The organism is Ruegeria sp. HKCCD4315, from assembly GCF_013112245.1.
Lineage (GTDB): Bacteria > Pseudomonadota > Alphaproteobacteria > Rhodobacterales > Rhodobacteraceae > Ruegeria.
Window position 1 is genome coordinate 2321139 of the sequence record NZ_WVRN01000001.1, and the last position, 21939, is coordinate 2343077.

The following is a 21939-nucleotide window of genomic DNA, read 5'->3' on the forward strand; positions in this document are numbered from 1 at the left end:
AACTGAAGGTGACGCAACCTTACTTCCCACAAAGTGTCAATCTGATTGGGAAAAGTCCAGATCAACCGGCAGAGCGTCGCCTTACGTCAGTCGTTTGCGCACTTGCTCGGTAAAGTCATCGCCGCGTTGCTCGAAATTATCGTATTGATCGAAACTGGCTGCCGCCGGTGCCAGCAACACCGTGTCGCCCTCTTCTGCGTCTTCGATAGCTTGCGCCACTGCTGCCTCCATCGTGGTGCAAACCTGGGCGTCCGCTTCCAGCTGCATCGCAAAACCCGCCGCTTCGCGACCGATTACATAAGCTTTGCGCACCTGATCCGATGCCGTGTTCAGAGCTGCGATACCGCCCTCTTTCTCAAGCCCACCGCAAATCCAGCGGATATTCTTGAACGCGCTCAGCGCCTTCAAGGCGCTGTCGACATTGGTCGCCTTCGAATCGTTGACGTAAGTAACCCCACCCGCTTCGGCAATGATCTGGCTGCGGTGCGGCAGGCCCGGATAGGAATGAAGCGCATCCTCGATCACACGCGGCGCAAGACCCAACGACCGGCAGGCGGCGTAGGCCGCGCAGGCGTTTTGGTGGTTATGCGCACCGGGCAGACCCTTGATCGCGCGCAGGTCGATGGAACCTGCCTGACGCCCCTTGCGGTATTCCGACAAGAAACCTTTGCGTGCAAACACTTGCCACCCCGGACCTGTCAGTTTGCGCGCAACCGAGATGCGGATCACCCGGTCATCCGTTGGCCCTTCGGACAATTGCCCAGCCAGAAATGCGCCTTCGATCTCGTCAATGCCAATGATCGCGCGGTCTGGCCCGCCTTCAGCAAAGAGACGCCGCTTGGCAGCAAAATAGCCGCCCATGCCGCCGTGTCGGTCCAGATGATCGGGTGAGAGGTTGGTGAATACAGCCACGTCGGGAGTCAACGCACGAGCAAGTTCCGTCTGATAGCTGCTGAGTTCCAAAACCACCACCGAACCATCGCCGCCCGGATCAATATCCAGAACCCCGCGTCCGATATTGCCCGCCAATTGCGCCTCGCGCCCGGCCTCGGTCAGGATGTGGTGGATCAACGCCGCCGTGGTGGATTTCCCGTTCGAGCCCGTCACCGCAATCACGCGCGGCGGCGTGTCGTAGTTGTTCCATTCCGAACCCGCGAAGGAACGGAAGAACAGGCCGATGTCGTTGTCCACCGGCACGCCAGCGTCCAAAGCCGCGGAAACGACCGGGTTCGGTTCAGGATAAAGATGCGGAATGCCCGGTGAGACGATCAGCGACGCAATGCCGTCAAACGCGCCGTGTTTACGCAGATCGGCGCAGGTGAACCCCTCGCCTTCGGCAGTTTCACGAGCTGCCGGGTTATCGTCCCAGCACACAGGCTCAGCCTTGCCAGCACGCAAAGCGCGTGCTGTCGCCAAGCCCGATCGGCCCAGCCCCAGAACTGCAACTTTTTGCCCTGAAAAGCCTTTGACCGGGATCATGTCTTACTTCCTTCGTCTAGCTGTGCCTCAAGCCAATCCGCCCGTTCTTCGACAGGTCGCTTTGGAATAAGGGTGGTCTTGAAACCAAGTTTGGGCAAGCGGTCGCACAAACCCTCATATTCCGCAAGAGCGTCAACCAGATCGTGCTGACGCTGACTGTCTTTCACATAGATTTCAGGCCAGGGCGGGAACAGAAAAATCTGACGGTCATAGTCAAGCCGGACGATCTGGTCTCGCAGGGCATTGTCCAGATCAGTGCCTGTGCGCTCAAACCAGATCAATGCATCCAATGCGGACCGGTCGAATAGAACCAAACCGTCCGGGGCTTGGGTCATATCGTTGAAGGCCGTCTCGATGACTTTCCGACAAAACGCTTCGGGATCTGTCCAAGGCAAGGCGGTTCCATCGACTTGCTGTTCCGCGATCACAACGCGGCGACCGGGTTCTGTAACAGTCTCATAGCCGCGCCGCGCCATCTCTTGCAGGAGGGTGGATTTACCGCCTCCTGAACAGCCTGACAGCACAATGCGACGGTTGCTCACCTTACCTTCAGCGTTGCCAGTCCGATCATCGCCAGGATCAGCGAGATGATCCAGAAACGGATGACGATGGTCGGTTCAGCCCAGCCTTTTTTCTCATAATGGTGGTGGATCGGGGCCATCAGGAAGACCCTCTTGCCGGTGCGTTTGAAGTAGAGGACCTGAATGATCACACTCAGCGCTTCGACCACGAACAGACCGCCAACCACGGCCAGAACAAGCTCGTGCTTGGTGGCGACGGCAATCGCACCCAGTGCACCACCTAGAGCCAATGAACCGGTGTCACCCATGAAGACCGCCGCGGGTGGTGCGTTGTACCACAAAAAGCCCAAACCGCCGCCGAACAAAGCAGCCGTAAAGATCAGGATTTCACCGGTTCCGGGCACGTAGTGCACGTCCAGATACTCGGTAAAGTCCACACGTCCAACCGCATAGGCGATGATTCCAAGGGTCGTGGCGGCAATCATTGCGGGCATGATCGCCAGTCCGTCCAGCCCATCAGTCAGGTTCACCGCATTGGCGGCCCCCACGATTACGACCACCGCAAACGGAATATAGAACAGGCCTAGATTGACCAGAGTGTCTTTAAACACGGGCACCGCCAGTTGGTTCTGCAACGCCTCGGGATGGTGCAAAGATGCCCAGAGCGAGGCCAGAACCGCAATGATGACGCCCAACGCCAGACGCATCTTGCTTGAGACGCCTTTCGTATTTTGCTTGGAGACTTTGGCATAGTCATCCGCAAAACCGATGGCCGCATAGGCCAGCGTTACGAACAGAACCATCCAGACATAAGGGTTGTCCCAGCGTGCCCAGATCAGGGTCGATGTCACAAGCGCACCAACAATCAGCAACCCGCCCATGGTCGGCGTGCCCGCCTTGGAAAAATGGCCTTCGGGGCCGTCATCGCGGATCGGTTGGCCCTTGCCTTGCTTTTTGCGCAGCACATTGATCAAGGGCTTGCCGAACAGGAAACCAAAGATCAGCGCCGTCAAAAAGGCGCCACCCGCGCGGAAGGTGATGTAGCGGAAGAGGTTCCAGAAGTCCCCGCCATCCGACAGGGCGGTCAACCAATACAGCATGACAATACCTTTCTCACACGCGGCGTCTGGGTGCGATCACCCATCAAGCGCGCTCCCTTGCCCCATTTTACGCAGACCGTCAACAATCGTTGCCAATGCCATGCTGAGTGACCCTTTGGCCAATACCGTGTCACCTTCATTGATCAATGCAGGCAAATGCTCGGCCATCTCGGCGCTGGTTTCGAACCAGAGCCCGCGCTTGTCATCGGGTAGCGCCTTGTGCATGGCCTGCATCAAGGGGCCGATGCAATGCACCTGATTTACTTTCCCCATGGCTGCAACATTCGCCATTTCGGCGTGCATCGCCACTTCCTGCGAGCCCAGTTCCTTCATGTCACCCAAAAATGCGATGCGGCGAGTACCTTGCGACGCAGCCAGCACGTCCAGCGCGGCCTCCATCGAGGTTGGGTTGGCGTTGTAGCTATCGTCCAGCAGTTCGATTTGGCCACCGCCGGACAGCGGCAAGTTTTCGCGTACACCGCGCCCTTTGACCGGAGACCACGCCCGCAAACCCGCAATCGCCTGATCCAGATCGACACCCAATTCCACGCACGCGGCCAATGCCCCAAGCGCGTTCATGGCAAAATGGGTGCCGGCAGAATTGACGTCAAAGCGGATGGGATAATCGCCGATCACGGCTTGGGCGTTCACGGCGTTGGCCGCTTGCTGTACGTCGGTCAATCGGTAATCCGAGGCCTTGCGGCCGAAATCAACAATTCCCGTCCCGTGGCCCAGCGCGGTTTGGCGCAGAATGTCTGCGTGCTTGATGTCTGCATTTACAATCGCGGCCCCGCCTGGCTCCAACCCTTCAAAGATCGCCGCTTTTTCATGGGCGATGCCTGCAACTGATTCAAAGGCTTCCAAGTGCACCGCAGCCACGGTTGTGACCAGCGCCACATGTGGGCGCGCCTGTTTGGCCAGCGGGGCAATCTCACCCGGGTGATTCATACCGATCTCAATAACGGCGAATTCCGTGTCGCGCGGCATCCGCGCCAAGGTCAGCGGCACGCCCCAATGGTTGTTGTAACTGGCCACGCTGGCATGGGTCTTGCCTTGGGTTTCGAGGATCGTCGCCAGCATTTCCTTGGTCGAGGTCTTGCCGACGCTGCCTGTTACGCCCACCACGCGCGCATCCGTTCGCGCCCGTGCGGCCTGACCCAAGGCTTCAAGTCCAGCCTGAACGTCTTCGACGATTAGCAAAGGTGCGCCGTCCGGCACATCATCGGGTATGCGCGACACCAGTGCAGCGCCCGCCCCCCTTTCCAACGCCTGCGCCACAAAATCATGACCGTCCCGCGCGGCTTTAAGCGCCACGAACAAGTCTCCGGGCTGAAGGGTGCGGGTGTCGATCGATACTCCATTTGCGATCCAGTCGCGCGTCCCCTGACCGCCCGTGGCCTCAGCGGCTTCGGATGCTGTCCAGAGTGTCATGCTACCCTCCCGTCAAGCGCGGCCACAGAAATACTGGCCTGTTCAACGTCATCAAAGGGCAGAACCTGATCTCCGACGATCTGGCCGGTTTCGTGCCCCTTACCAGCAATCAGCAGCGCATCGCCCGGTTGCAGCGCGTCGATGCCACGCAGGATGGCTTCGGCACGGTCGCCGACTTCGGTCACACTGGCCTGACCTGCGGCCTCAAGCGCACCTTCCATGACGGCAGCGCGGATAGTGGCCGGGTCTTCGCTGCGTGGGTTATCGTCGGTGACAAACACCACATCAGCATGGTTCGCCGCCGCCTTGCCCATCAGAGGGCGTTTCGTGGCGTCGCGATCCCCACCTGCCCCAACGATGGCGATCAGACGCCCCATGACATGCGGGCGCAGCGCCTTGAGGGCCGTGGCCACCGCGTCGGGCGTATGCGCGTAATCCACAAAAACCGTTGCACCGTTGTCGCGCGTTGCGGCCAGTTGCATCCGTCCCCGTACCGTTGTCAGATGCGGCAGAGTTTCAAAGACCTGCTCGGGGCTGTCGCCAGCGGCGATGACCAACCCACAGGCCAGCAGGATATTTTCGGCCTGAAATCCACCAATCAGGTTTAAACGAGTCTGGTAGGTTCGGCCTTGCCACGAAAAGCGCAGGTCCTGTCCTGTGGCGTCAAACCGCTGATTGATCAGGCACAAGTCAGCATCGCCAAGACCAACGGTCAACACCGATTGGCCCCGGGATTTTGCGATCCGCTGGACCTGCGCCCCCTTAGGGTCACTCAGATTGATCACCGCCGTGCCGTCTTGCGGCAACACACGGTCGAACAACCCGGCCTTGGCGGCAAAATACGCCTCGAAGGTTTCGTGATAGTCCAGATGGTCTTGTGTGAAGTTGGAAAACCCTGCGGCAGTCAGGTGCACGCCATCCAGGCGACGTTGCTCCAGGCCGTGGGACGATGCTTCCATCGCGGCATGGGTCACACCATTTTCAGCCGCCTCTGCCAGACAGCAATGCAGGGTGATTGGTTCAGGGGTGGTGTGCGCCAACGGTGCGGTCCATGCGCCCTCAACCCCGGTGGTTCCAAGATTGACAGCAGCGTGATCCAATTCAGACCAAATCTGGCGCACAAAGGTGGCGACAGATGTTTTTCCATTGGTTCCCGTGACGGCGACGATGGTTTTTGGTTGTGCTCCAAACCACAACGCAGCCGCCCCGGCCAGCGCCTGACGCGGGTCTTCAACCACAATCAGTGCGGCGTCTGATGCAGAAAGCTCGACCTCGGCGATCTGAGCCCCTTCGGCATCGGTCAGGATCGCGGATGCACCCATGCGCAGGGCAAACTGAATGAACTCTCCGCCATGCACCCGCGTGCCGGGAAGGGCCGCGAACAGGAAGCCGTCTTTCACCTCACGGCTGTCAACAGCCAGACCTGTGATGTCAGGGTTTGCGCCCCCGCGTGCGGTCAGGGCCAGTTGGTTGAGTTTCTTTGTCCTTGTGCCCATGACCCACCTCTTGCCGGACAGCCTAGTTTGAGGTCAGCGTTATAGCAGCGCCCGCCTCAGGCTCAAGCCGAGGACGCAGGCCCAGCAAGGGTGCGACGCGACCAATAAGTTCGGCGGCTACGGGCACGGCGGTCCAGCCCGCAGTGCGGCGCTTTTCGCCATATGCCAGGATCGAAGGTTCGTCCAATGTGACGATCAGAACGTATTTCGGATCATAGGCCGGAAAGATCGTCGCGAAGGTCGCAATGACCTTGTCATCGTAATACCCACCACGCGGCTTTGGCTTATCCGCTGTGCCGGTTTTGCCAGCCACGTCATAGCCTTTGACCTCGGCAAAGCTGGCGGTGCCGTCAGTCACCACTTTGCGCAGCATATTCTGAGCCTGACGCGCCGTGCTGTCCGACATGACCCGAGGGCCGTATTGCGGACCATTTTTTCTTAGAATAGTCGGGCTGACATAATGCCCGCCATTTGCAATGGCCGCGTACCCGGCCGCCAGATGCATCGGGCTTGTTGACAGACCATGACCGTAGGAAATGGTTACAGTGCTCAGTTCACCCCATTTTTTGGGCTTCAGGGGCACCCCGCCCTTGGCCTCTACAATTTCAAACGGCGTTGGATCGAACATGCCCAACGTGTTCAGGAAATCCTGCTGCCGCTGCGCACCGATCTGCAACGCCAAACGGCCCGTACCCCGGTTCGAGCTGTGAACGATCACGTCCGCAACGCTGATCTTGCCGTAATTCTTGCCGTTGAACTCACCGATGGGAAAGCGACCAATCTTCATCGGACCTGAAGTGTCGATGATCGTATTAGAATTCACCAGCCCCAGTTGGACGGCCTGCGCTGCAGTAAAAATCTTGAAGACCGAGCCCAGTTCGTAGACGCCTTGCACATAGCGGTTGAAGAGCGGGCTGTCCGATGGATCAAACCCCGAGGTCGGCGGGCGCGGACGGTCATTTGGATCAAACGACGGCAGAGACGCGGCTGATACAACCTCACCTGTGTGCACGTTCATCAGAACGGCCGAGGCCCCCTTGGCGTTCATGATCTTCATACCGCCATAGAGCACCTGTTCCACAGCCGCCTGAATCGTCAGGTCCAGCGACAATTGCAGCGGCTTGTTGCCGTTGGCCGGGTCGCGCAGATAGTCGTCGAACTGTTTCTCGACACCTGCAACACCGATCACTTCCGCAGCGCTGACACCTTCCCGACCAAAGCCGGACCCGCCCAGAATATGCGCGGCAAGCTTGCCGTTGGGGTAAAGGCGCATTTCGCGTGGTCCAAACAGAATGCCGGGATCCCCGATGTCGTGTACGGCCTGTTTCTGTTCGGGTGAGATTCGTTTCTTGATCCACAGGAACTTACGCTTGCCCGTGAAGTCCTTGACCAGACGCTCTTTGTCCAGATCCGGAAAGATTGCCACCAACTGATCTGCGGCGGCGATCGGGTCGATCATCAGGTGCGGTTGCGCGTAGACCGAATAAGTGTCCAGATTGGTCGCCAGGATGCGCCCTTCGCGGTCAACGATATTGGCACGCTGCATGGCAATGGCCGCACCCGGCGCACTTGCCACCGGCTCCTGCGCTTCGGATGTGGCCAGCATACCCATGCGGACCCCGACAACCGAGAAGGCGCAAAAGAAGAACAGCCCCAGCACCAACAGACGCCCTTCTGCACGGGCGCGGGCGCGGTCTTTCATATCCTCGTGGCGTTTACGGATGTTTTCCCGTTCAATCGCCTTTGGGTTTTCACCTCGGGCGCGGGCATCAAGAATTCGGGCCAGAGGGCGAAGCGGCGTGCGTGTCATGGAATCTGCACCTCGCCCAACGCCTGAATGTCGGTGATGGCCTGCAACTCGATCGGATCAACGATGGGTAGATCGGGGTCTTCGGCATAGGCAATCTGATCGGCACGCCCAAACTGTTCTGCCCGCAGCGGCAACAGACCCAGACGCTCAAAATTCAAATCTGCCAATTCGCGCAGTCGGTCAGGACGATTCAGGTAAGCCCATTCCGCGTTCAGAACTGCCAGCCGAACCTGTGCCATGCCAATCTCGCGCTGGAGTTTCTGCGTTTCCTTCACCACCTGCTGGGTGCGGTAGTTTTCCTGATAGGCCCACAGCGCCAACCCAAAAACGGACAAAGCGGTCAACACATACAAAATACTCTTCATTTTGCCCTTCCCCCCAGTTGCGGCATCCCTATGGCACGGGCCTCAATTTCCCCTGCCGGTGCCTCAGTTCGGATTGCCACGCGCAGTTTGGCCGAGCGCGCGCGCGGGTTTTCCTGCAATTCCAGCTCATCCGGGCCTACGGCCTTACGGGTCTTCAGCGTGAATTGCGGCTGATCCTGTTCGATTTCAGGCGCGTAACGGTTTGCACGCCCTGTCTTGCCCGCGCGGGACTGGAAGAACCGCTTGACCATTCGATCCTCGATGGAATGGAAAGTCACGACAGCCAGTTGCCCGCCAGGTTTCAACGCGCGTTCCGCAGCCATCAAACCCTGAAACAGCTCTTCATATTCCGCGTTTACCGCGATCCGCAGACCCTGAAAGCTGCGCGTCGCGGGGTGCGATTGGCCCGGTTTCGGACGCGGCAAGCAGGACTCTATGATCTCGGCCAGGCGCAAGGTTGTCGTGATCGGTTCTTCAGCCCGTGCCTTGACAATTGCTTTGGCAATCCGACGGCTGGCACGTTCTTCGCCATAGTGGAACAGAATATCCGCCAATTGAGCCTCGGTCGCTTCATTCACCAGATCGGCGGCGCTTTCGCCTTCCTGACTCATGCGCATGTCCAAAGGGCCGTCCTTCATGAAGGAAAAACCGCGCTCAGCCTGATCCAGCTGCATCGAAGACACTCCAAGATCCAGAACAACGCCGTCCAGATCCTGAGCGTATTCGTCCATCCGTGAGAACACACCGGGCTGCATCACCAACCGGTCGCCGTACTCTCCTGCCCAATCAGCGGTCATTTCAAAGGCAAGCGGATCACGGTCGACGCCAATCACCTTGTCAGCCCCTGCATCTAGCAACCCGCGCGTATATCCGCCTGCCCCAAAGGTGCCGTCCAACCAAACACCGGATACCGGAGCCACTGCGGCCAACAGAGGGCGCAGCAGAACAGGGATATGGGGTTTATCGGAGGGAGGGACAGCGCCGGACATGCCGTCACGCGTCCCCGACGCCATCGAGATAGACCATCGGGTCGAAATCGTCGGGCAGATCGTCCATCCACTCTTCGGCCTTGGCCAGCTCCTCGACCTCATAAGTCTCGGGCTTCCAGATCTGGAAGGTGTCACCGGCGGCGATAAAGAAGGCCTCATTTTCAAGATCGATCTTGGCGCGCAGCTTGGCGGGCAAGACCAGACGACCGGTCTCATCGACATTGGTCGGAAAAGACTGACCGTGGAACATGCGTTGCAGCATCTTGCGTTCCATCGAGCCGCGCGGCAACGCGTCAATCTTGGCGTCGACCTCGTCAATCGCCTGCATGGTATAGCACTCAAGGTATTTGCGACGGTGGTCGCCATAGACAATCACAAGCTCAGGATTGTCACCGGGCTGCCAGTTGGGATCGGACGCTTCAAGCACACGGCGAAACGAGGCCGGGATCGAGACCCTGCCCTTCGTGTCCACCTTATGGTGGCTTTCACCTCTAAACCTGCGCGCCAAGACGACTGTCCCTTTCGCTTGCGCCCCACCTCAAATTCACGTTCCCCCCGGAAGAAAAACGGCGGGTTGATCTGCTGCCACTGATCAACCCGCCGCATTGACCCGCTTTGCGGGATGTCCAGCTGCACGCGCCACCTGGGGGGATGTCTGCTCGCCCGCGCGCCGGATCTCTTGGTTGATGAAAGCGAGATGCCTGTATGAAACCTGATTTGTATTTTTGGTTCGGGGTCGTTTGGCGCCCCTGCTGCCTCGTCCTCATCGGATGCATAAGGGATGACATGGGAATTCATGGAAATCAACAGGAATTTTTCCATCCGTGACACCTGAGGCACGCTATGTATATACTAAAATACAAGAGTTTTGTCATCAAAACACCACAAATAGTGCAGCCTAATCGACCGCTGCCTATATATAGAACAAATTTCTGGGGAAATTTTTTCCCGCGTTTTCCCGAAAAAAATTGAATCTTTTCGTTCAGGCTGGATTTTTTGACACGCGTGAAGCAGCCAAACGCAAGAATCGACCATAAAAAGACAACAAAGATTCCGGCATTTCCCTGCCCGCACCAGGATCGCCCACGAATTCCCATAGGTCGTCACTTGGCACTATAAACGCCCTATTTCGCGCTACCGCCAACCCGAGCGGTTAGAATCGGCAAGACGACTTTGGGCCCTACAAACAGTCATTCTTTGACATACTGCGCAAATCCAGAATCCGTCCTCTGCGTTTCAAGTCGCACAAATTCTCGCCGAATGCGCTCAATTCCAAGGCAGTTCACAATGATGCGATTTCCGGGGGGCTCAAAGTGCCCTTGGGTAATACCTATATTTTTAAGGCGCATATCGTTGCCGGGAAAAAAGCGAACCAATCTATGCGCTTGCTGCATAGCAGCATTGATGACGTGACCCATTGTGCATTCGCAGCATTTGCCTATCTTCAGTCTCAAGCACGGACCGACTGATATCGGTAACGCAAGATAGACGGATGATGAAAATGGCAGTTGCAAGCACACAAACAGCACCCAAGAGCGCACCGGCGTTCGGACTGAACACACTGGTAGAAAACGCCAAGACACGCTTTGCACGCTATCGCATGTACCGCCAGACTGTGAACGAACTGTCCGGCCTGTCGAACCGCGAGCTGGCTGATCTGGGCCTGCACCGTTCGATGATCCGCCGGGTCGCCATGCAGGCGGCAGAAGACCACACCGCGCGCTGAGCGCACCAAAGATACAGAGATCAGGCCCTTCCTCCTCCCTTTAGGGTCTGTAATCAGCGGCAACGTCTCTCCTCCTCCCTGACGTTGCCGCACCCTATACCGGCCTCAAGATGCCGGAACCTGATACATCGAGGCTCTCCTCCTCCCTGCCTTGATGTTGAAAGCGCGCGGCGACGTCGTCCTCCTCCCTGACGTCGCCGCGTCTTCCCCATACCGGGCTCAAACCCGGGTTCGCATACATCGGGGCTCTCCTCCTCCCTGCTCTGATGTTGACAAGACGGCGGTTCCCCTTCCTCCTCCCTGGGAACCGCCGTTTTTTGTTTTTCGGGCTCCGGTGTAGGATGGCATCCTGATTTCTGATCCGGAGAACGCCATGGCTGCCTATTTCATCGCGCAAATCGACATACACGACCCAGACGGGTATCAAGATTATCTGGCAGGGTTCATGCCGATCTTCGACCGCCACAAAGGCCGTTTGCTCACGGTCTCATCGAAGCCGATCGAACGAATCGAAGGCAATTGGCCGGAAGGTGGAATTGTGCTGATGGAGTTTCCAGACCTAGCCACAGCGAAAGCCTGGAAAGACGACCCTGATTACGTCGAATTGGCGAAGATCCGGCAAGCCACCGCCTCGACTAATTTGGTTTTGGTGGATGGGATCTAACGCGTCAAAACGGAACGTCATCTTTGTTGGTCAGAAAACGTGACACCACCTTTTTGGTGCCCGCCTTGTCAAAGTCGACCTCAACCTTGTCGCCCTCGATACCGATGACCGCGCCATAGCCGAACTTCTGGTGAAACACACGCTCGCCCAGCGTGAAACTGGCCAAGGCGGTGGCGTCGATCACCGTGTCGCGACTTTCGCGGGGTTGCGACATGCCATATTGCCCCTGCCGCGCCTGCATCCGCTTCCAGCCCGGTGAGTTGTAAACATTGGCTTCGGCTGCGCGCGTTTCGATTCCCGCTGTCTGGTGCCCGCCGCCATAAAGACCCGGAGGGGTCAGCACCTTTACATGCTCTTCAGGCAATTCATCGATGAAACGCGAAGGCATGGAGTTCTGCCATTGCCCAAAAACCCGCCGATTGGCGGCGAATGAAATCGTACAGACCTCTTCGGCGCGGGTGATGCCAACATAGGCCAGACGCCGTTCTTCCTCGAGCCCCTTTAGGCCGGATTCGTCCATCGACCGTTGCGAAGGGAACAACCCGTCCTCCCACCCCGGCAGGAAGACAACCGGAAACTCAAGCCCCTTGGCGGCGTGCAGCGTCATGATCGACACTTTGTCGCCGTCGCCATCTTGCTCATTGTCCATCACAAGGCTGACATGTTCCAGAAACCCTTGCAGATTCTCAAAATTGTCCAGTTGGTTCACCAATTCTTTCAGGTTTTCCAGCCGCCCCGGCGCTTCGGGTGTCTTGTCGTTCTGCCAATGGGCCGTGTAGCCGGATTCATCGAGGATGATCTGAGCAAGTTCGATATGCGTATGCTCGGGCGCACCGAACCGCAGGGGTGATCCGTCATCAATCACCGAGTCGTCGTCTACCTCGATCCGCGGGCCGCGCGTCATGGCGTTCCACCGCGCCAGCCCATCGATCAACTCGCGCAGGGCTTTGCCACCCTTCCCCTTGATCAGCCCGTTATCGACAGCAATCCGAGCCCCTTCGACCAGCGATACTTCGTTTTCACGCGCCACTGCTTGAATCGTAAGCTGTGCCTTGTCTCCAAGGCCACGTTTTGGTGTGTTCACAATACGCTCAAAGGCCAGATCGTCTTCGGGACTGACCACCAACCGGAAATAGGCCATAGCGTCGCGAATCTCCATCCGTTCAAAAAAACGCGGCCCTCCAATCACTCTATATGGTAGACCAATGGTCAGGAACCGATCTTCAAATGCGCGCATTTGGTGCGACGCACGGACCAAAATCGCAATCTCGTTGTAACTGAACCTGTAAAATGCTTGTTCCAAGGGCTTTTCATCATCTGAAAAGCCTTTGAGTCTCCATACCAGGTTCAAAGTTTTGAAGTCTTGGTAAGGAAAATTCTGCGTCCTTAGCTGCCGCTCCAGCTGATCAATGGAAGCTATACCATGCAAGCTCCCGCGCTTTGCAAAGCGTTCAAACTCTTGAACAATATCTTTGGATCTTGGATTGTAACGCTGCTTGGCTAAGCGCGACGACCCGTCGAACAATGCGTCGATTCTCTCACCGATCCAGCGGGCTTCTTCCTCACCATCCCAATGACCGATCAAGCGAACTTTTTCACCTTCCTGATCCACGTCAGTCCACAATTCCTTGCCCAGACGGTTTTCGTTCCCTCGAATGACGTTCGATGCTGCCGCCAGAATATGCGGGGTCGAGCGGTAGTTCTGCTCCAGCCGCACCACATAAGCGCCCGGGAAATCCTTTTCGAACCGTAAAATGTTGCCCACTTCGGCACCGCGCCAGCCGTAAATCGACTGATCGTCGTCCCCCACACAACATATATTCTTGTGTCCTCCGGCCAGCAGACGCAGCCAAAGGTATTGGGCAATGTTGGTGTCCTGATACTCGTCCACCAGAATGTAGCGGAACCAGCGCTGGTATTGCTCCAAAACGTCCGGATGGGTTTGGAAGATCGTGACCATGTGCAGCAGCAGATCGCCAAAATCCACCGCATTCAATTCGCGCAGGCGCGTCTGGTACTGTGCATAAAGCTCAATACCCTTGTTGTTGTACGCCCCAGCATCGGCAGAAGGCACCTTGTCCGGTGTCAACGCACGGTTTTTCCAATCGTCGATGATACTGGCCAGCAAGCGCGCAGGCCAACGCTTGTCATCGATGTTCGCCGCCTGAGTAAGCTGTTTCAGCAGTCGCTTTTGATCATCGCTGTCCAGGATCGTGAAATTCGATTTCAGATCGACCAATTCCGCGTGACGGCGCAACAGCTTGACACAGATCGAGTGGAACGTGCCCAGCCACGGCATCCCTTCGGCAGGCTGGCCCAGCAGGCGACCGACACGCTCTTTCATCTCACGCGCGGCTTTGTTGGTGAATGTCACCGAAAGAATCTCATTCGGACGGGCCCGCGCCGTATTGAGCAAGTGCGCGATCCGGGCCGTCAGAGCCTTGGTTTTGCCCGTCCCTGCCCCGGCCAGCATCAGAACCGGGCCATCCAGATGTTCGACCGCGTCCCGTTGCGCGGGGTTCAATTCATCCAGATAGGGTGACGGGCGCACGGCCATAGCCCGCGCCGACAGCGATGCGCCTTCAAAGGCGTCCATTTCGTCAAAACTGCTCATGGGCCCAAACTACGCCGGATAAGCCCGAAGGGAAAGAGTTTGTTCACGGCTTGTTCACAGGCTTTTTGCCTCTGTTCGCATAAATCTTAAACATTTGCTTTGGTATGTTCCGGGCTGAGTTAACGCTCTTTCAGACCCCACCGCATCCTGCCCCCACCAATGTGCGGGAGTGCGGACATGGACGGGGCTGGGACGGCAGGCATCAGCACAAGGCTTAAGACCTTCATGTTAACGACAACGCTGCTTGCGCTTACCGCGCTGGCCGGTTGGGGAATCTATGCCATCCCTGGTCCGGTCGTCGATCATATGCTGGAATCCGATTTACGCCATCGTGCCGTTCAGATGGGACGCCAAGTCGAAAGCCAACTGTATGATCTGCAGGTGAGTTTTGAACGGCACATTCTAAGTCAGCATGACCTAGCCTTTCTGGCTTTGCTGCCTGAAACCTCTGACATCTATAGATTTAAGCTATTCGACGCCTCCGGTCACGTGTTCTGGTCCACGCGCGAGTCTGATGTTGGAAGTGTGAACACAAAACCTTACTTCGCTGACGTCGTCGCGATGGGTAACTTGTTCTACAAACACGCTGAAAAACCGATTGGCTAGGTCGACTCGCTGGATACCCACCAGCTAGAGGGTTTTGACACCAATACCCGTCACGTTGCTGAAATCTATGCGCCCGTGGTCCAGAATGGCCGATTTCTTGGGGCAATCGAATTCAATTCTGACATCTCAGATGTAAGAAATCTGTTTATCAGCCGCGTGCGGCTTTCTTTGATCGTCGTCAGCACAGTGGTTTTGCTCGCCCTGAGCACCGTGAGCCTTGTGGTGTATCGCACCAACCAGAGGCAATTGGGTGTGTTAGAGCTTCGGGCGCAGAAAGAACGCGCATTGATGGATGATCAACTCCGCCTGGCACGCGAGGTGCGTTTATTGGGCGAGTTGAACGAATGGCTACAGTCCAGCCGATCGCTGGACGAGCTATTCGACATGGTATCGCGGTTCATGACCCACATTCTGCCCGAGGCCGAGGGCAGTGTTTATGTCTATTCCAACTCGCGCGATGTGCTGGATGGCTGTGCAAGTTGGAATGGCGGCGCACACAAAGCGCATATTCATCCCGAAGGGTGCTGGGGTCTGCGAAGGGGGCGAACCTATGAATTTGGCGCATCCGAGATCGACTTTGTCTGCGAACACGCGGAACCGCATGACGGACGGCCCTATTTCTGCTTTCCCATTCTGGCCCACGGGGAGGCCGTTGGCCTGCTGCATCTGCGTGCGCTTGAAGGGCGCGAGGCTTGCTTCCACAAAAGCCGCAAACTGGCACAGCCTTGCGCCGAACAGATCAGCATGGCGATTGCCAATGACCGCATGCGCGATCAACTGCATGACCAATCGGTGCGCGACCCGCTGACCGGCCTGTTCAATCGACGTCACATGACCGAAACGCTGCGGAAATCCATAAGCCGCAGTCAACAGACGGGTGCCGCGCTGAGCTTGATTGCCGTGGACGTGGATCACTTCAAGAAATTCAACGACACGCATGGGCATGACGCCGGTGACATGGTCCTGCGAGCAGTTGGGGGCGCGTTGGAACAGAGTTGCGACCGGGACGAGGTTGCCTGCCGTGTCGGCGGTGAAGAATTCATGCTGATCCTGCCGGACAACACCCCCGATGACGCCATGACGCGCGCCGAACAATTGCGTCAGGCGATTGAAGCAGTCGCGGTCCGCTATGGAGAAAAGGCGTTGCCGCGTATCACGATCTCGGTCGGCGTTGCGCATTACCCGAAACACGGAACCATGCCGCGGGATCTTATGCGCGCAGCAGATGATGCGCTTTACGTCGCCAAGGACCAAGGGCGCAACCAAGTTCAAGTTGCTGGCGAGTCGCAAATTCAACCCAAACGATCTGAAGCTGACAGTGACCCGAAAAATTCAGATGCGGCCTAACCCCTTGCCGAATCGCACGGTGGGTCGGATCAATCCGCATGGACTTGCACAGCACCTTTCCGGGCATCCCGGACCTGAAACGCCGCGCGCGCCGCCGTTTGCCGCATTTCGTGTGGGAATATGTCGAAAGCGGAACAGGTTCGGAAACGGCCCTGCTACGCAACCGCAAAGCGCTGGATGACGTTTGCCTTGCTCCTTCCATCCTGCACGGAGAGTTGGAGTTTGATACGACAAAGACGATTCTGAACCGTATTTGTGCTTTGCCCTGCGGTATCGCGCCCATTGGAATGTCCGGGTTGGTCTGGCCGAATGCAGAGCGTTTGTTGGCGCAGGCCGCCGCGCAAGCGAAGATTCCCTATAGCTTGTCGACCGTCGCAAGTCAGAGCCCCGAGGATCTGGCCCCGTATCTCGGGCCAGACGCTTGGTTTCAACTGTACCCACCGAGGGATCCAGAGATTCGCAAGGATATGCTGAACCGTGTACGTGACGCCGGTTTTCGTACGCTTGTCCTGACAGTAGACGTTCCCGTCGCATCCCGCAGGGAAAGGCAAACCCGCTCAGGCTTAAGGCAGCCGCCAAAGCTGACACCGCGCTTACTTGCACAGATCGCGATGCGCCCTGCCTGGGCGATGGGAATGCTGCGCAGCGGCGCGCCGCGCATGCGCAGTCTGGAAAAATACATTGAAAATCCGGGCAATCTGCCGCCGACGGCGCATATCGGATACTTGCTCAGGACCTCACCGGATTTGGATTATGTCTCGTGGCTGCGCGACCACTGGGATGGACCTTTGGTGATAAAGGGCATCCTTCGGCCCGAAGATACACCCAGTCTGGAACAGGTTGGGGTGGACGCGCTTTGGGTCTCGAATCACGGGGGTCGTCAGTTTGATGCAGCGCCCGCCAGCATAGAGGTTCTTCCAGCCATCAGAACCGCCACCCATCTTCCCCTGATCTTTGACAGTGGCATCGAAGGCGGGCTGGACGTTCTGCGCGCGCTATCCCTTGGAGCGGACTTTGTCATGCTGGGGCGCGCTTTTTTGTATGGGTTAGCAGCACTTGGCGCACGTGGCCCTGCCCATGTCATCGACATTTTACAACAGGATCTGCACGCGAATATGGGGCAAATGGGATTGGCAAATTTGTCTCAAATCGAGAGATAACGCTAAACATTTGATGCTGCAGCGCGGCATGACTATAAGGCTGCAGCGGCCAAAGGGCGTTTGCGAGCGGTAACATGCCGGTTCTACCCAGAAGAACGGATATACCTGCGCGTATTGTTTGCCCAATAAGACGCCCAAACACAAAAGACCGGGACCTACTATGACAGACTTCAACAAGATCCTGATCGCCAACCGCGGCGAGATTGCCATCCGCGTTATGCGCGCAGCGAACGAGATGGGCAAACGCACCGTCGCCGTCTACGCAGCGGAAGATAAGCTGGGCTTGCACCGCTTCAAGGCGGATGAGGCTTATCAGATCGGCGAGGGCATGGGTCCGGTCGCAGCCTATTTGTCGATCGACGAGATCATCCGCGTGGCCAAGCAATGCGGCGCTGACGCGATCCACCCAGGTTACGGCCTGCTGTCAGAAAACCCCGACTTCGTGGATGCCTGTGTTCAAAACGGTATCACCTTCATCGGCCCCAAAGCGGAAACCATGCGCGCCTTGGGTGACAAAGCCAGCGCACGGCGTGTCGCTATTGCGGCAGATGTTCCTGTCATTCCAGCGACCGAGGTTCTGGGCGATGACATGGACGCCATCCGCAAGGAAGCCGCCGAGATCGGCTATCCGCTGATGCTCAAGGCCAGCTGGGGCGGTGGCGGTCGGGGCATGCGCCCGATCAACTCGGAAGACGAGCTGGAAGAAAAGGTGCTGGAAGGTCGTCGCGAAGCCGAGGCTGCCTTTGGCAATGGTGAGGGCTATCTGGAAAAGATGATCACCCGCGCCCGCCATGTCGAGGTTCAGATCCTAGGCGACAAGCATGGTGAGATCTATCACCTCTATGAACGCGACTGCTCGGTCCAGCGTCGGAACCAGAAAGTGGTTGAACGCGCCCCTGCCCCATACCTGTCCGAAGAACAGCGTGCTGAAATCTGCGAGTTGGGCCGCAAAATCTGCGCTCATGTGAATTATGAATGCGCGGGCACGGTCGAGTTCCTGATGGATATGGAAACCGGCAAGTTCTATTTCATCGAAGTGAACCCGCGCGTGCAGGTGGAACACACTGTCACCGAGGAAGTCACCGGTATCGACATCGTACAGGCACAGATCCTGATTGCTGAAGGCAAGACTCTGGCTGAAGCCACCGGTGCTGCCAGCCAGGCGGACGTACATCTGAACGGGCACGCGCTGCAGACCCGGATTACGACCGAAGATCCGCAGAACAACTTTATCCCCGACTATGGCCGGATCACCGCCTATCGCTCGGCCACAGGCATGGGCATTCGTTTGGATGGTGGTACGGCATATGCGGGTGGTGTGATCACCCGGTACTACGATTCACTGCTGACCAAAGTGACGGCCTGGGCCCCAACACCGGACAAGGCGATTCACCGGATGGACCGCGCCCTGCGCGAATTCCGTATTCGCGGTGTCAGCACAAATATCGACTTTGTCATCAACCTGCTGAAACACCCGACTTTCCTGTCGAATGAATACACCACCAAATTCATCGACACGACGCCGGACCTGTTTGCGTTCAAACGCCGCCGCGACCGGGGCACCAAGGTTCTGACCTATATCGCGGACATTACGGTGAACGGGCACCCCGAGACCAAGGATCGCCCCGAGCCGCGCGCAGACCTGAAAGAGGCCAAGCCCCCCGCACAGAAGGCCGAGCCACAAATGGGCACCCGCAACCTGCTGGAACAGAAAGGCCCGCAGGCCGTTGCCGACTGGATGAAGGCGCAGCGTCAACTGCTGATCACGGACACCACCATGCGCGACGGGCACCAGTCTTTGCTGGCAACCCGGATGCGCTCAATCGATATGATCAAAGTGGCTCCGACCTATGCGGCGAACCTGCCACAGCTTTTCTCGGTCGAATGCTGGGGCGGAGCGACCTTCGATGTCGCCTATCGCTTCTTGCAGGAATGCCCGTGGCAGCGACTGCGCGACCTGCGCGAGGCGATGCCGAACCTGATGACCCAGATGCTGCTGCGTGGCGCAAATGGGGTCGGCTACACCAACTACCCCGACAACGTGGTGCAGGAGTTCGTGCGCCAGGCGTCGCAGAACATCGACGTGTTCCGTGTATTTGACTCTCTGAACTGGGTTGAAAACATGCGCGTGGCGATGGATGCGGTCGTCGAAAACGGCAAGATCTGCGAGGGCACCGTCTGTTATACCGGTGATATTCTGGACCCGGACCGCGCCAAATATGACCTGAAGTACTATGTCGGAATGGCGAAAGAGTTGCGCGACGCAGGCGCGCATATCCTTGGCCTAAAAGATATGGCGGGTCTGTTGAAACCGGCCTCGGCCAAAATCCTGATCCGCGCGCTGAAAGAAGAGGTCGGTCTGCCGATCCACTTCCACACGCACGACACGGCGGGTATCGCCAGCGCGACCATTCTGGCCGCGTCCGAGGCGGGTGTAGATGCCGTGGACTGCGCGATGGACAGCTTCTCGGGCAACACCTCGCAGGCAACCCTGGGCACTGTTGTTGAGGCCCTGCGCCACACCGACCGTGACACCGGCTTGGACATCAAGGCAATCCGTGAGATCAGCGATTATTTCGAAGCGGTTCGCGGTCAGTATGCGGCGTTTGAATCCAGCCTGCAGGCCCCGGCGTCCGAAGTGTATCTGCACGAGATGCCCGGTGGTCAGTTCACCAACCTCAAGGCGCAGGCGCGCAGCTTGGGTTTGGAAGAGCGTTGGCACGAGGTCGCCCAGATGTATGCCGACGTGAACCAGATGTTCGGTGACATCGTAAAAGTGACACCGTCTTCTAAGGTTGTCGGCGACATGGCGCTGATGATGGTCAGCCAGGGCCTGACGCGCGACGATGTGGAAAGCCCGTCGACTGACGTGGCCTTCCCCGACTCGGTCGTGGACATGATGCGTGGCAATCTGGGTCAGCCTCCGGGCGGATTCCCTGACACGATCATCAAGAAGGTTCTGAAGGACGAAGCCCCCAACACCCAGCGCCCCGGCAAGGACGTGCCTGCGGTCGATCTGGAAGCCACGCGTGCCGAACTGTCCAAGCAATTGGAAGGCAAAGACGTCGATGACGAAGATCTGAACGGCTACCTGATGTATCCCAAGGTGTTCCTGGACTACATGGGTCGCCACCGGATCTATGGCCCGGTCCGTACTCTGCCAACACGCACCTTCTTCTACGGCATGGAGCCGGGCGAGGAAATCACGGCCGAGATTGACCCGGGCAAAACGCTGGAAATCCGCTGTCAGGCGATTGGCGAAACCGATGAAAACGGCGAGGTCCGCGTGTTCTTTGAACTAAACGGCCAACCGCGCGTGATCCGGGTTCCGAACCGGATGGTTGCATCAAGCACACAAGCCCGGCCCAAAGCCGAAGTCGGCAACCCCAACCATGTCGGAGCCCCGATGCCTGGTGTTGTGGCCACCGTCGCCGTGACTGCCGGTCAACAGGTCAAGGAAGGCGACATGCTGCTGACCATCGAAGCGATGAAGATGGAAACCGGCATTCATGCCGAGCGTGATGCAACGGTCAAGGCCGTTCACATCCAGCCCGGCGGCCAGATTGACGCCAAGGACCTGCTGGTCGAACTGGAATAACCGGTTTAGCATTCTAAGGTTACAAGGGCCGTGCGGGGAACCGGGCGGCCTTTTTCATTGACGGAAAGGAGACACACCTTGCTTTCAATCACTCCGATCTATGCGGCCCTGATCGCAGTTCTTTATGTGACGCTCAGCGTCAAAGTGATTCTGCAGCGTCGCAGTGACAAAATCTCGGTCGGGGATGGCGGCAGCAAAATGATGATCAAGGCGATAAGGACCCATTCCAATTGCGCCGAATACGCGCCTATCGGCCTTTTGCTGATTGCGATGGTTGAGTTGCAGGGCGCGGGTGGCTGGCTTGTGCATCTGCTGGGCCTGACGTTGCTGGCTGGACGTCTTTTGCACGCTTACGGGTTTGGCAGAACCCCGCAAATCATCATCCTACGACAGATCGGGATGGGGCTGACTTTCACTTCGATATTGATCGCTGCCATTGCGAATCTGGTTTTGGCGCTCTGACCATCTGCGGGATCAACTTGCCAAAACTCGCGTATCGACCGCCGGAGCTTGAATCAGAACCGGCTCGATCTCTGCCACCCTGTTTTCGTCCTGCGTGCAGATCACCGTTGTCAGCACGATCAAAACAGCCAACACCGCCATTTTCAGGTCTGTTGTTTTCGCCATTTCCTTCACTTAGCCCCTCTTGTTTTGTGATGCTCTGAAAATAGAACGCGCCAGAGGCGCATTTCCGTCGAAAGATTTTTCCTCTTTTTTGTGTTTTTCCGCTTGCAGCCCCGCGTGGGAATTTATACATCCCTCCTCACTCAACGGCGCGGGCGTAGCTCAGGGGTAGAGCATAACCTTGCCAAGGTTAGGGTCGGGCGTTCGAATCGCCTCGCCCGCTCCATTGAGAGGTCTTCGGACCACATATGTATCTGATGCGGGCGTAGCTCAGGGGTAGAGCATAACCTTGCCAAGGTTAGGGTCGGGCGTTCGAATCGCCTCGCCCGCTCCAGATACCAAACTTTCTCAACATGCTGGTTCTTTACGCCACGTTGCGCCATTCTGATTGCATTACGCAATGCAGGAT

At 57.6% G+C, this 21939-nt stretch carries 18 protein-coding genes and 2 tRNA genes; 9 read left to right on the forward strand and 11 right to left on the reverse strand.

The window, feature by feature from the left end:
• Window positions 1-81: 81 nt before the first annotated feature.
• Genes murD through mraZ form a run of 9 tightly spaced genes read right to left on the reverse strand, consistent with a single transcriptional unit; the run spans window position 82 to window position 9699 of the window.
• Window positions 82-1479 carry a UDP-N-acetylmuramoyl-L-alanine--D-glutamate ligase gene (murD, locus tag GS646_RS11540; protein ID WP_171184992.1) on the reverse strand — a complete coding sequence of 466 codons (1398 nt, stop codon included), beginning with the start codon at window positions 1477-1479 and terminating at the stop codon, window positions 82-84.
• Complete coding sequence (locus tag GS646_RS11545; protein ID WP_171184993.1) at window positions 1476-2021, reverse strand: AAA family ATPase; 546 nt, start codon at window positions 2019-2021, stop codon at window positions 1476-1478. The genes murD and GS646_RS11545 overlap by 4 nt, the downstream gene beginning before the upstream one ends.
• Window positions 2018-3100 carry a phospho-N-acetylmuramoyl-pentapeptide-transferase gene (gene mraY, locus GS646_RS11550; RefSeq protein WP_171184995.1) on the reverse strand — a complete coding sequence of 361 codons (1083 nt, stop codon included), beginning with the start codon at window positions 3098-3100 and terminating at the stop codon, window positions 2018-2020. Before mraY ends, GS646_RS11545 begins: the two co-directional genes overlap by 4 nt.
• 36 nt (window positions 3101-3136) lie before the next feature.
• A complete protein-coding gene (gene murF / locus GS646_RS11555) occupies window positions 3137-4531 on the reverse strand; it encodes a UDP-N-acetylmuramoyl-tripeptide--D-alanyl-D-alanine ligase (RefSeq protein WP_171184997.1) in 1395 nt (464 codons plus the stop codon).
• Window positions 4528-6027, reverse strand: coding sequence for a UDP-N-acetylmuramoyl-L-alanyl-D-glutamate--2,6-diaminopimelate ligase (locus GS646_RS11560; RefSeq protein WP_171184999.1), 1500 nt, complete (start codon window positions 6025-6027; stop codon window positions 4528-4530). Before GS646_RS11560 ends, murF begins: the two co-directional genes overlap by 4 nt.
• Before the next feature lie 22 nt (window positions 6028-6049).
• A complete protein-coding gene (locus GS646_RS11565; protein WP_171185001.1) occupies window positions 6050-7837 on the reverse strand; it encodes a penicillin-binding protein 2 in 1788 nt (595 codons plus the stop codon).
• Window positions 7834-8202, reverse strand: a complete 369-nt coding sequence (locus GS646_RS11570; protein WP_171092339.1) for a cell division protein FtsL — start codon at window positions 8200-8202, stop codon at window positions 7834-7836. The genes GS646_RS11565 and GS646_RS11570 overlap by 4 nt, the downstream gene beginning before the upstream one ends.
• The gene (gene rsmH / locus GS646_RS11575) at window positions 8199-9191 is read right to left on the reverse strand and encodes a 16S rRNA (cytosine(1402)-N(4))-methyltransferase RsmH (RefSeq protein WP_171646640.1); all 993 of its coding nucleotides are present in this window, start codon (window positions 9189-9191) and stop codon (window positions 8199-8201) included. The genes GS646_RS11570 and rsmH overlap by 4 nt, the downstream gene beginning before the upstream one ends.
• Window positions 9192-9195: 4 nt before the next feature.
• Window positions 9196-9699: a division/cell wall cluster transcriptional repressor MraZ gene (gene mraZ, locus GS646_RS11580; RefSeq protein WP_171185005.1), complete on the reverse strand. Its 504-nt coding sequence runs from the start codon at window positions 9697-9699 to the stop codon at window positions 9196-9198.
• A gap of 993 nt (window positions 9700-10692) precedes the next feature.
• On the opposite strand from mraZ, the gene GS646_RS11585 reads away from it, so the two are divergent.
• Both GS646_RS11585 and GS646_RS11590 read left to right on the forward strand, forming a co-directional pair.
• The gene (locus tag GS646_RS11585) at window positions 10693-10917 is read left to right on the forward strand and encodes a DUF1127 domain-containing protein (protein ID WP_171092343.1); all 225 of its coding nucleotides are present in this window, start codon (window positions 10693-10695) and stop codon (window positions 10915-10917) included.
• A gap of 373 nt (window positions 10918-11290) precedes the next feature.
• The gene (locus tag GS646_RS11590; RefSeq protein WP_171185007.1) at window positions 11291-11581 is read left to right on the forward strand and encodes a DUF1330 domain-containing protein; all 291 of its coding nucleotides are present in this window, start codon (window positions 11291-11293) and stop codon (window positions 11579-11581) included.
• Window positions 11582-11585: 4 nt separating this feature from the next.
• Here the strand turns inward: GS646_RS11590 and GS646_RS11595 are convergent, their stop codons facing one another.
• Window positions 11586-14195, reverse strand: coding sequence for an ATP-dependent helicase (locus GS646_RS11595; RefSeq protein WP_171646638.1), 2610 nt, complete (start codon window positions 14193-14195; stop codon window positions 11586-11588).
• A gap of 177 nt (window positions 14196-14372) precedes the next feature.
• Between GS646_RS11595 and GS646_RS23220 the strand changes: the two genes are divergently transcribed.
• The 5 genes from GS646_RS23220 (at window position 14373) to GS646_RS11615 (ending at window position 21368) form a co-directional block, all read left to right on the forward strand.
• Window positions 14373-14801: a hypothetical protein gene (locus GS646_RS23220; RefSeq protein ID WP_371732073.1), complete on the forward strand. Its 429-nt coding sequence runs from the start codon at window positions 14373-14375 to the stop codon at window positions 14799-14801.
• Between the two features lie 168 nt (window positions 14802-14969).
• Window positions 14970-16148 carry a diguanylate cyclase gene (locus tag GS646_RS11600; protein ID WP_371732074.1) on the forward strand — a complete coding sequence of 393 codons (1179 nt, stop codon included), beginning with the start codon at window positions 14970-14972 and terminating at the stop codon, window positions 16146-16148.
• A gap of 38 nt (window positions 16149-16186) precedes the next feature.
• Window positions 16187-17308 carry an alpha-hydroxy acid oxidase gene (locus tag GS646_RS11605; RefSeq protein ID WP_171185012.1) on the forward strand — a complete coding sequence of 374 codons (1122 nt, stop codon included), beginning with the start codon at window positions 16187-16189 and terminating at the stop codon, window positions 17306-17308.
• Window positions 17309-17468: 160 nt separating this feature from the next.
• A complete protein-coding gene (locus tag GS646_RS11610; RefSeq protein WP_171646636.1) occupies window positions 17469-20906 on the forward strand; it encodes a pyruvate carboxylase in 3438 nt (1145 codons plus the stop codon).
• A gap of 78 nt (window positions 20907-20984) precedes the next feature.
• Entirely contained in the window at window positions 20985-21368 is a 384-nt protein-coding gene (locus tag GS646_RS11615; RefSeq protein WP_171185016.1) for an MAPEG family protein, read from the forward strand.
• A gap of 12 nt (window positions 21369-21380) precedes the next feature.
• On the opposite strand, the gene GS646_RS11620 is transcribed toward GS646_RS11615, so the two are convergent.
• Window positions 21381-21533, reverse strand: a complete 153-nt coding sequence (locus tag GS646_RS11620) for a hypothetical protein (RefSeq protein ID WP_171185018.1) — start codon at window positions 21531-21533, stop codon at window positions 21381-21383.
• A 148-nt stretch (window positions 21534-21681) separates the two neighbouring features.
• On the opposite strand from GS646_RS11620, the gene GS646_RS11625 reads away from it, so the two are divergent.
• Together GS646_RS11625 and GS646_RS11630 are read left to right on the forward strand one after the other, a co-directional pair.
• A tRNA-Gly gene (locus GS646_RS11625) sits at window positions 21682-21756 on the forward strand.
• A gap of 33 nt (window positions 21757-21789) precedes the next feature.
• Window positions 21790-21864: transfer RNA gene (locus GS646_RS11630), tRNA-Gly, on the forward strand.
• Window positions 21865-21939: the final 75 nt, after the last annotated feature.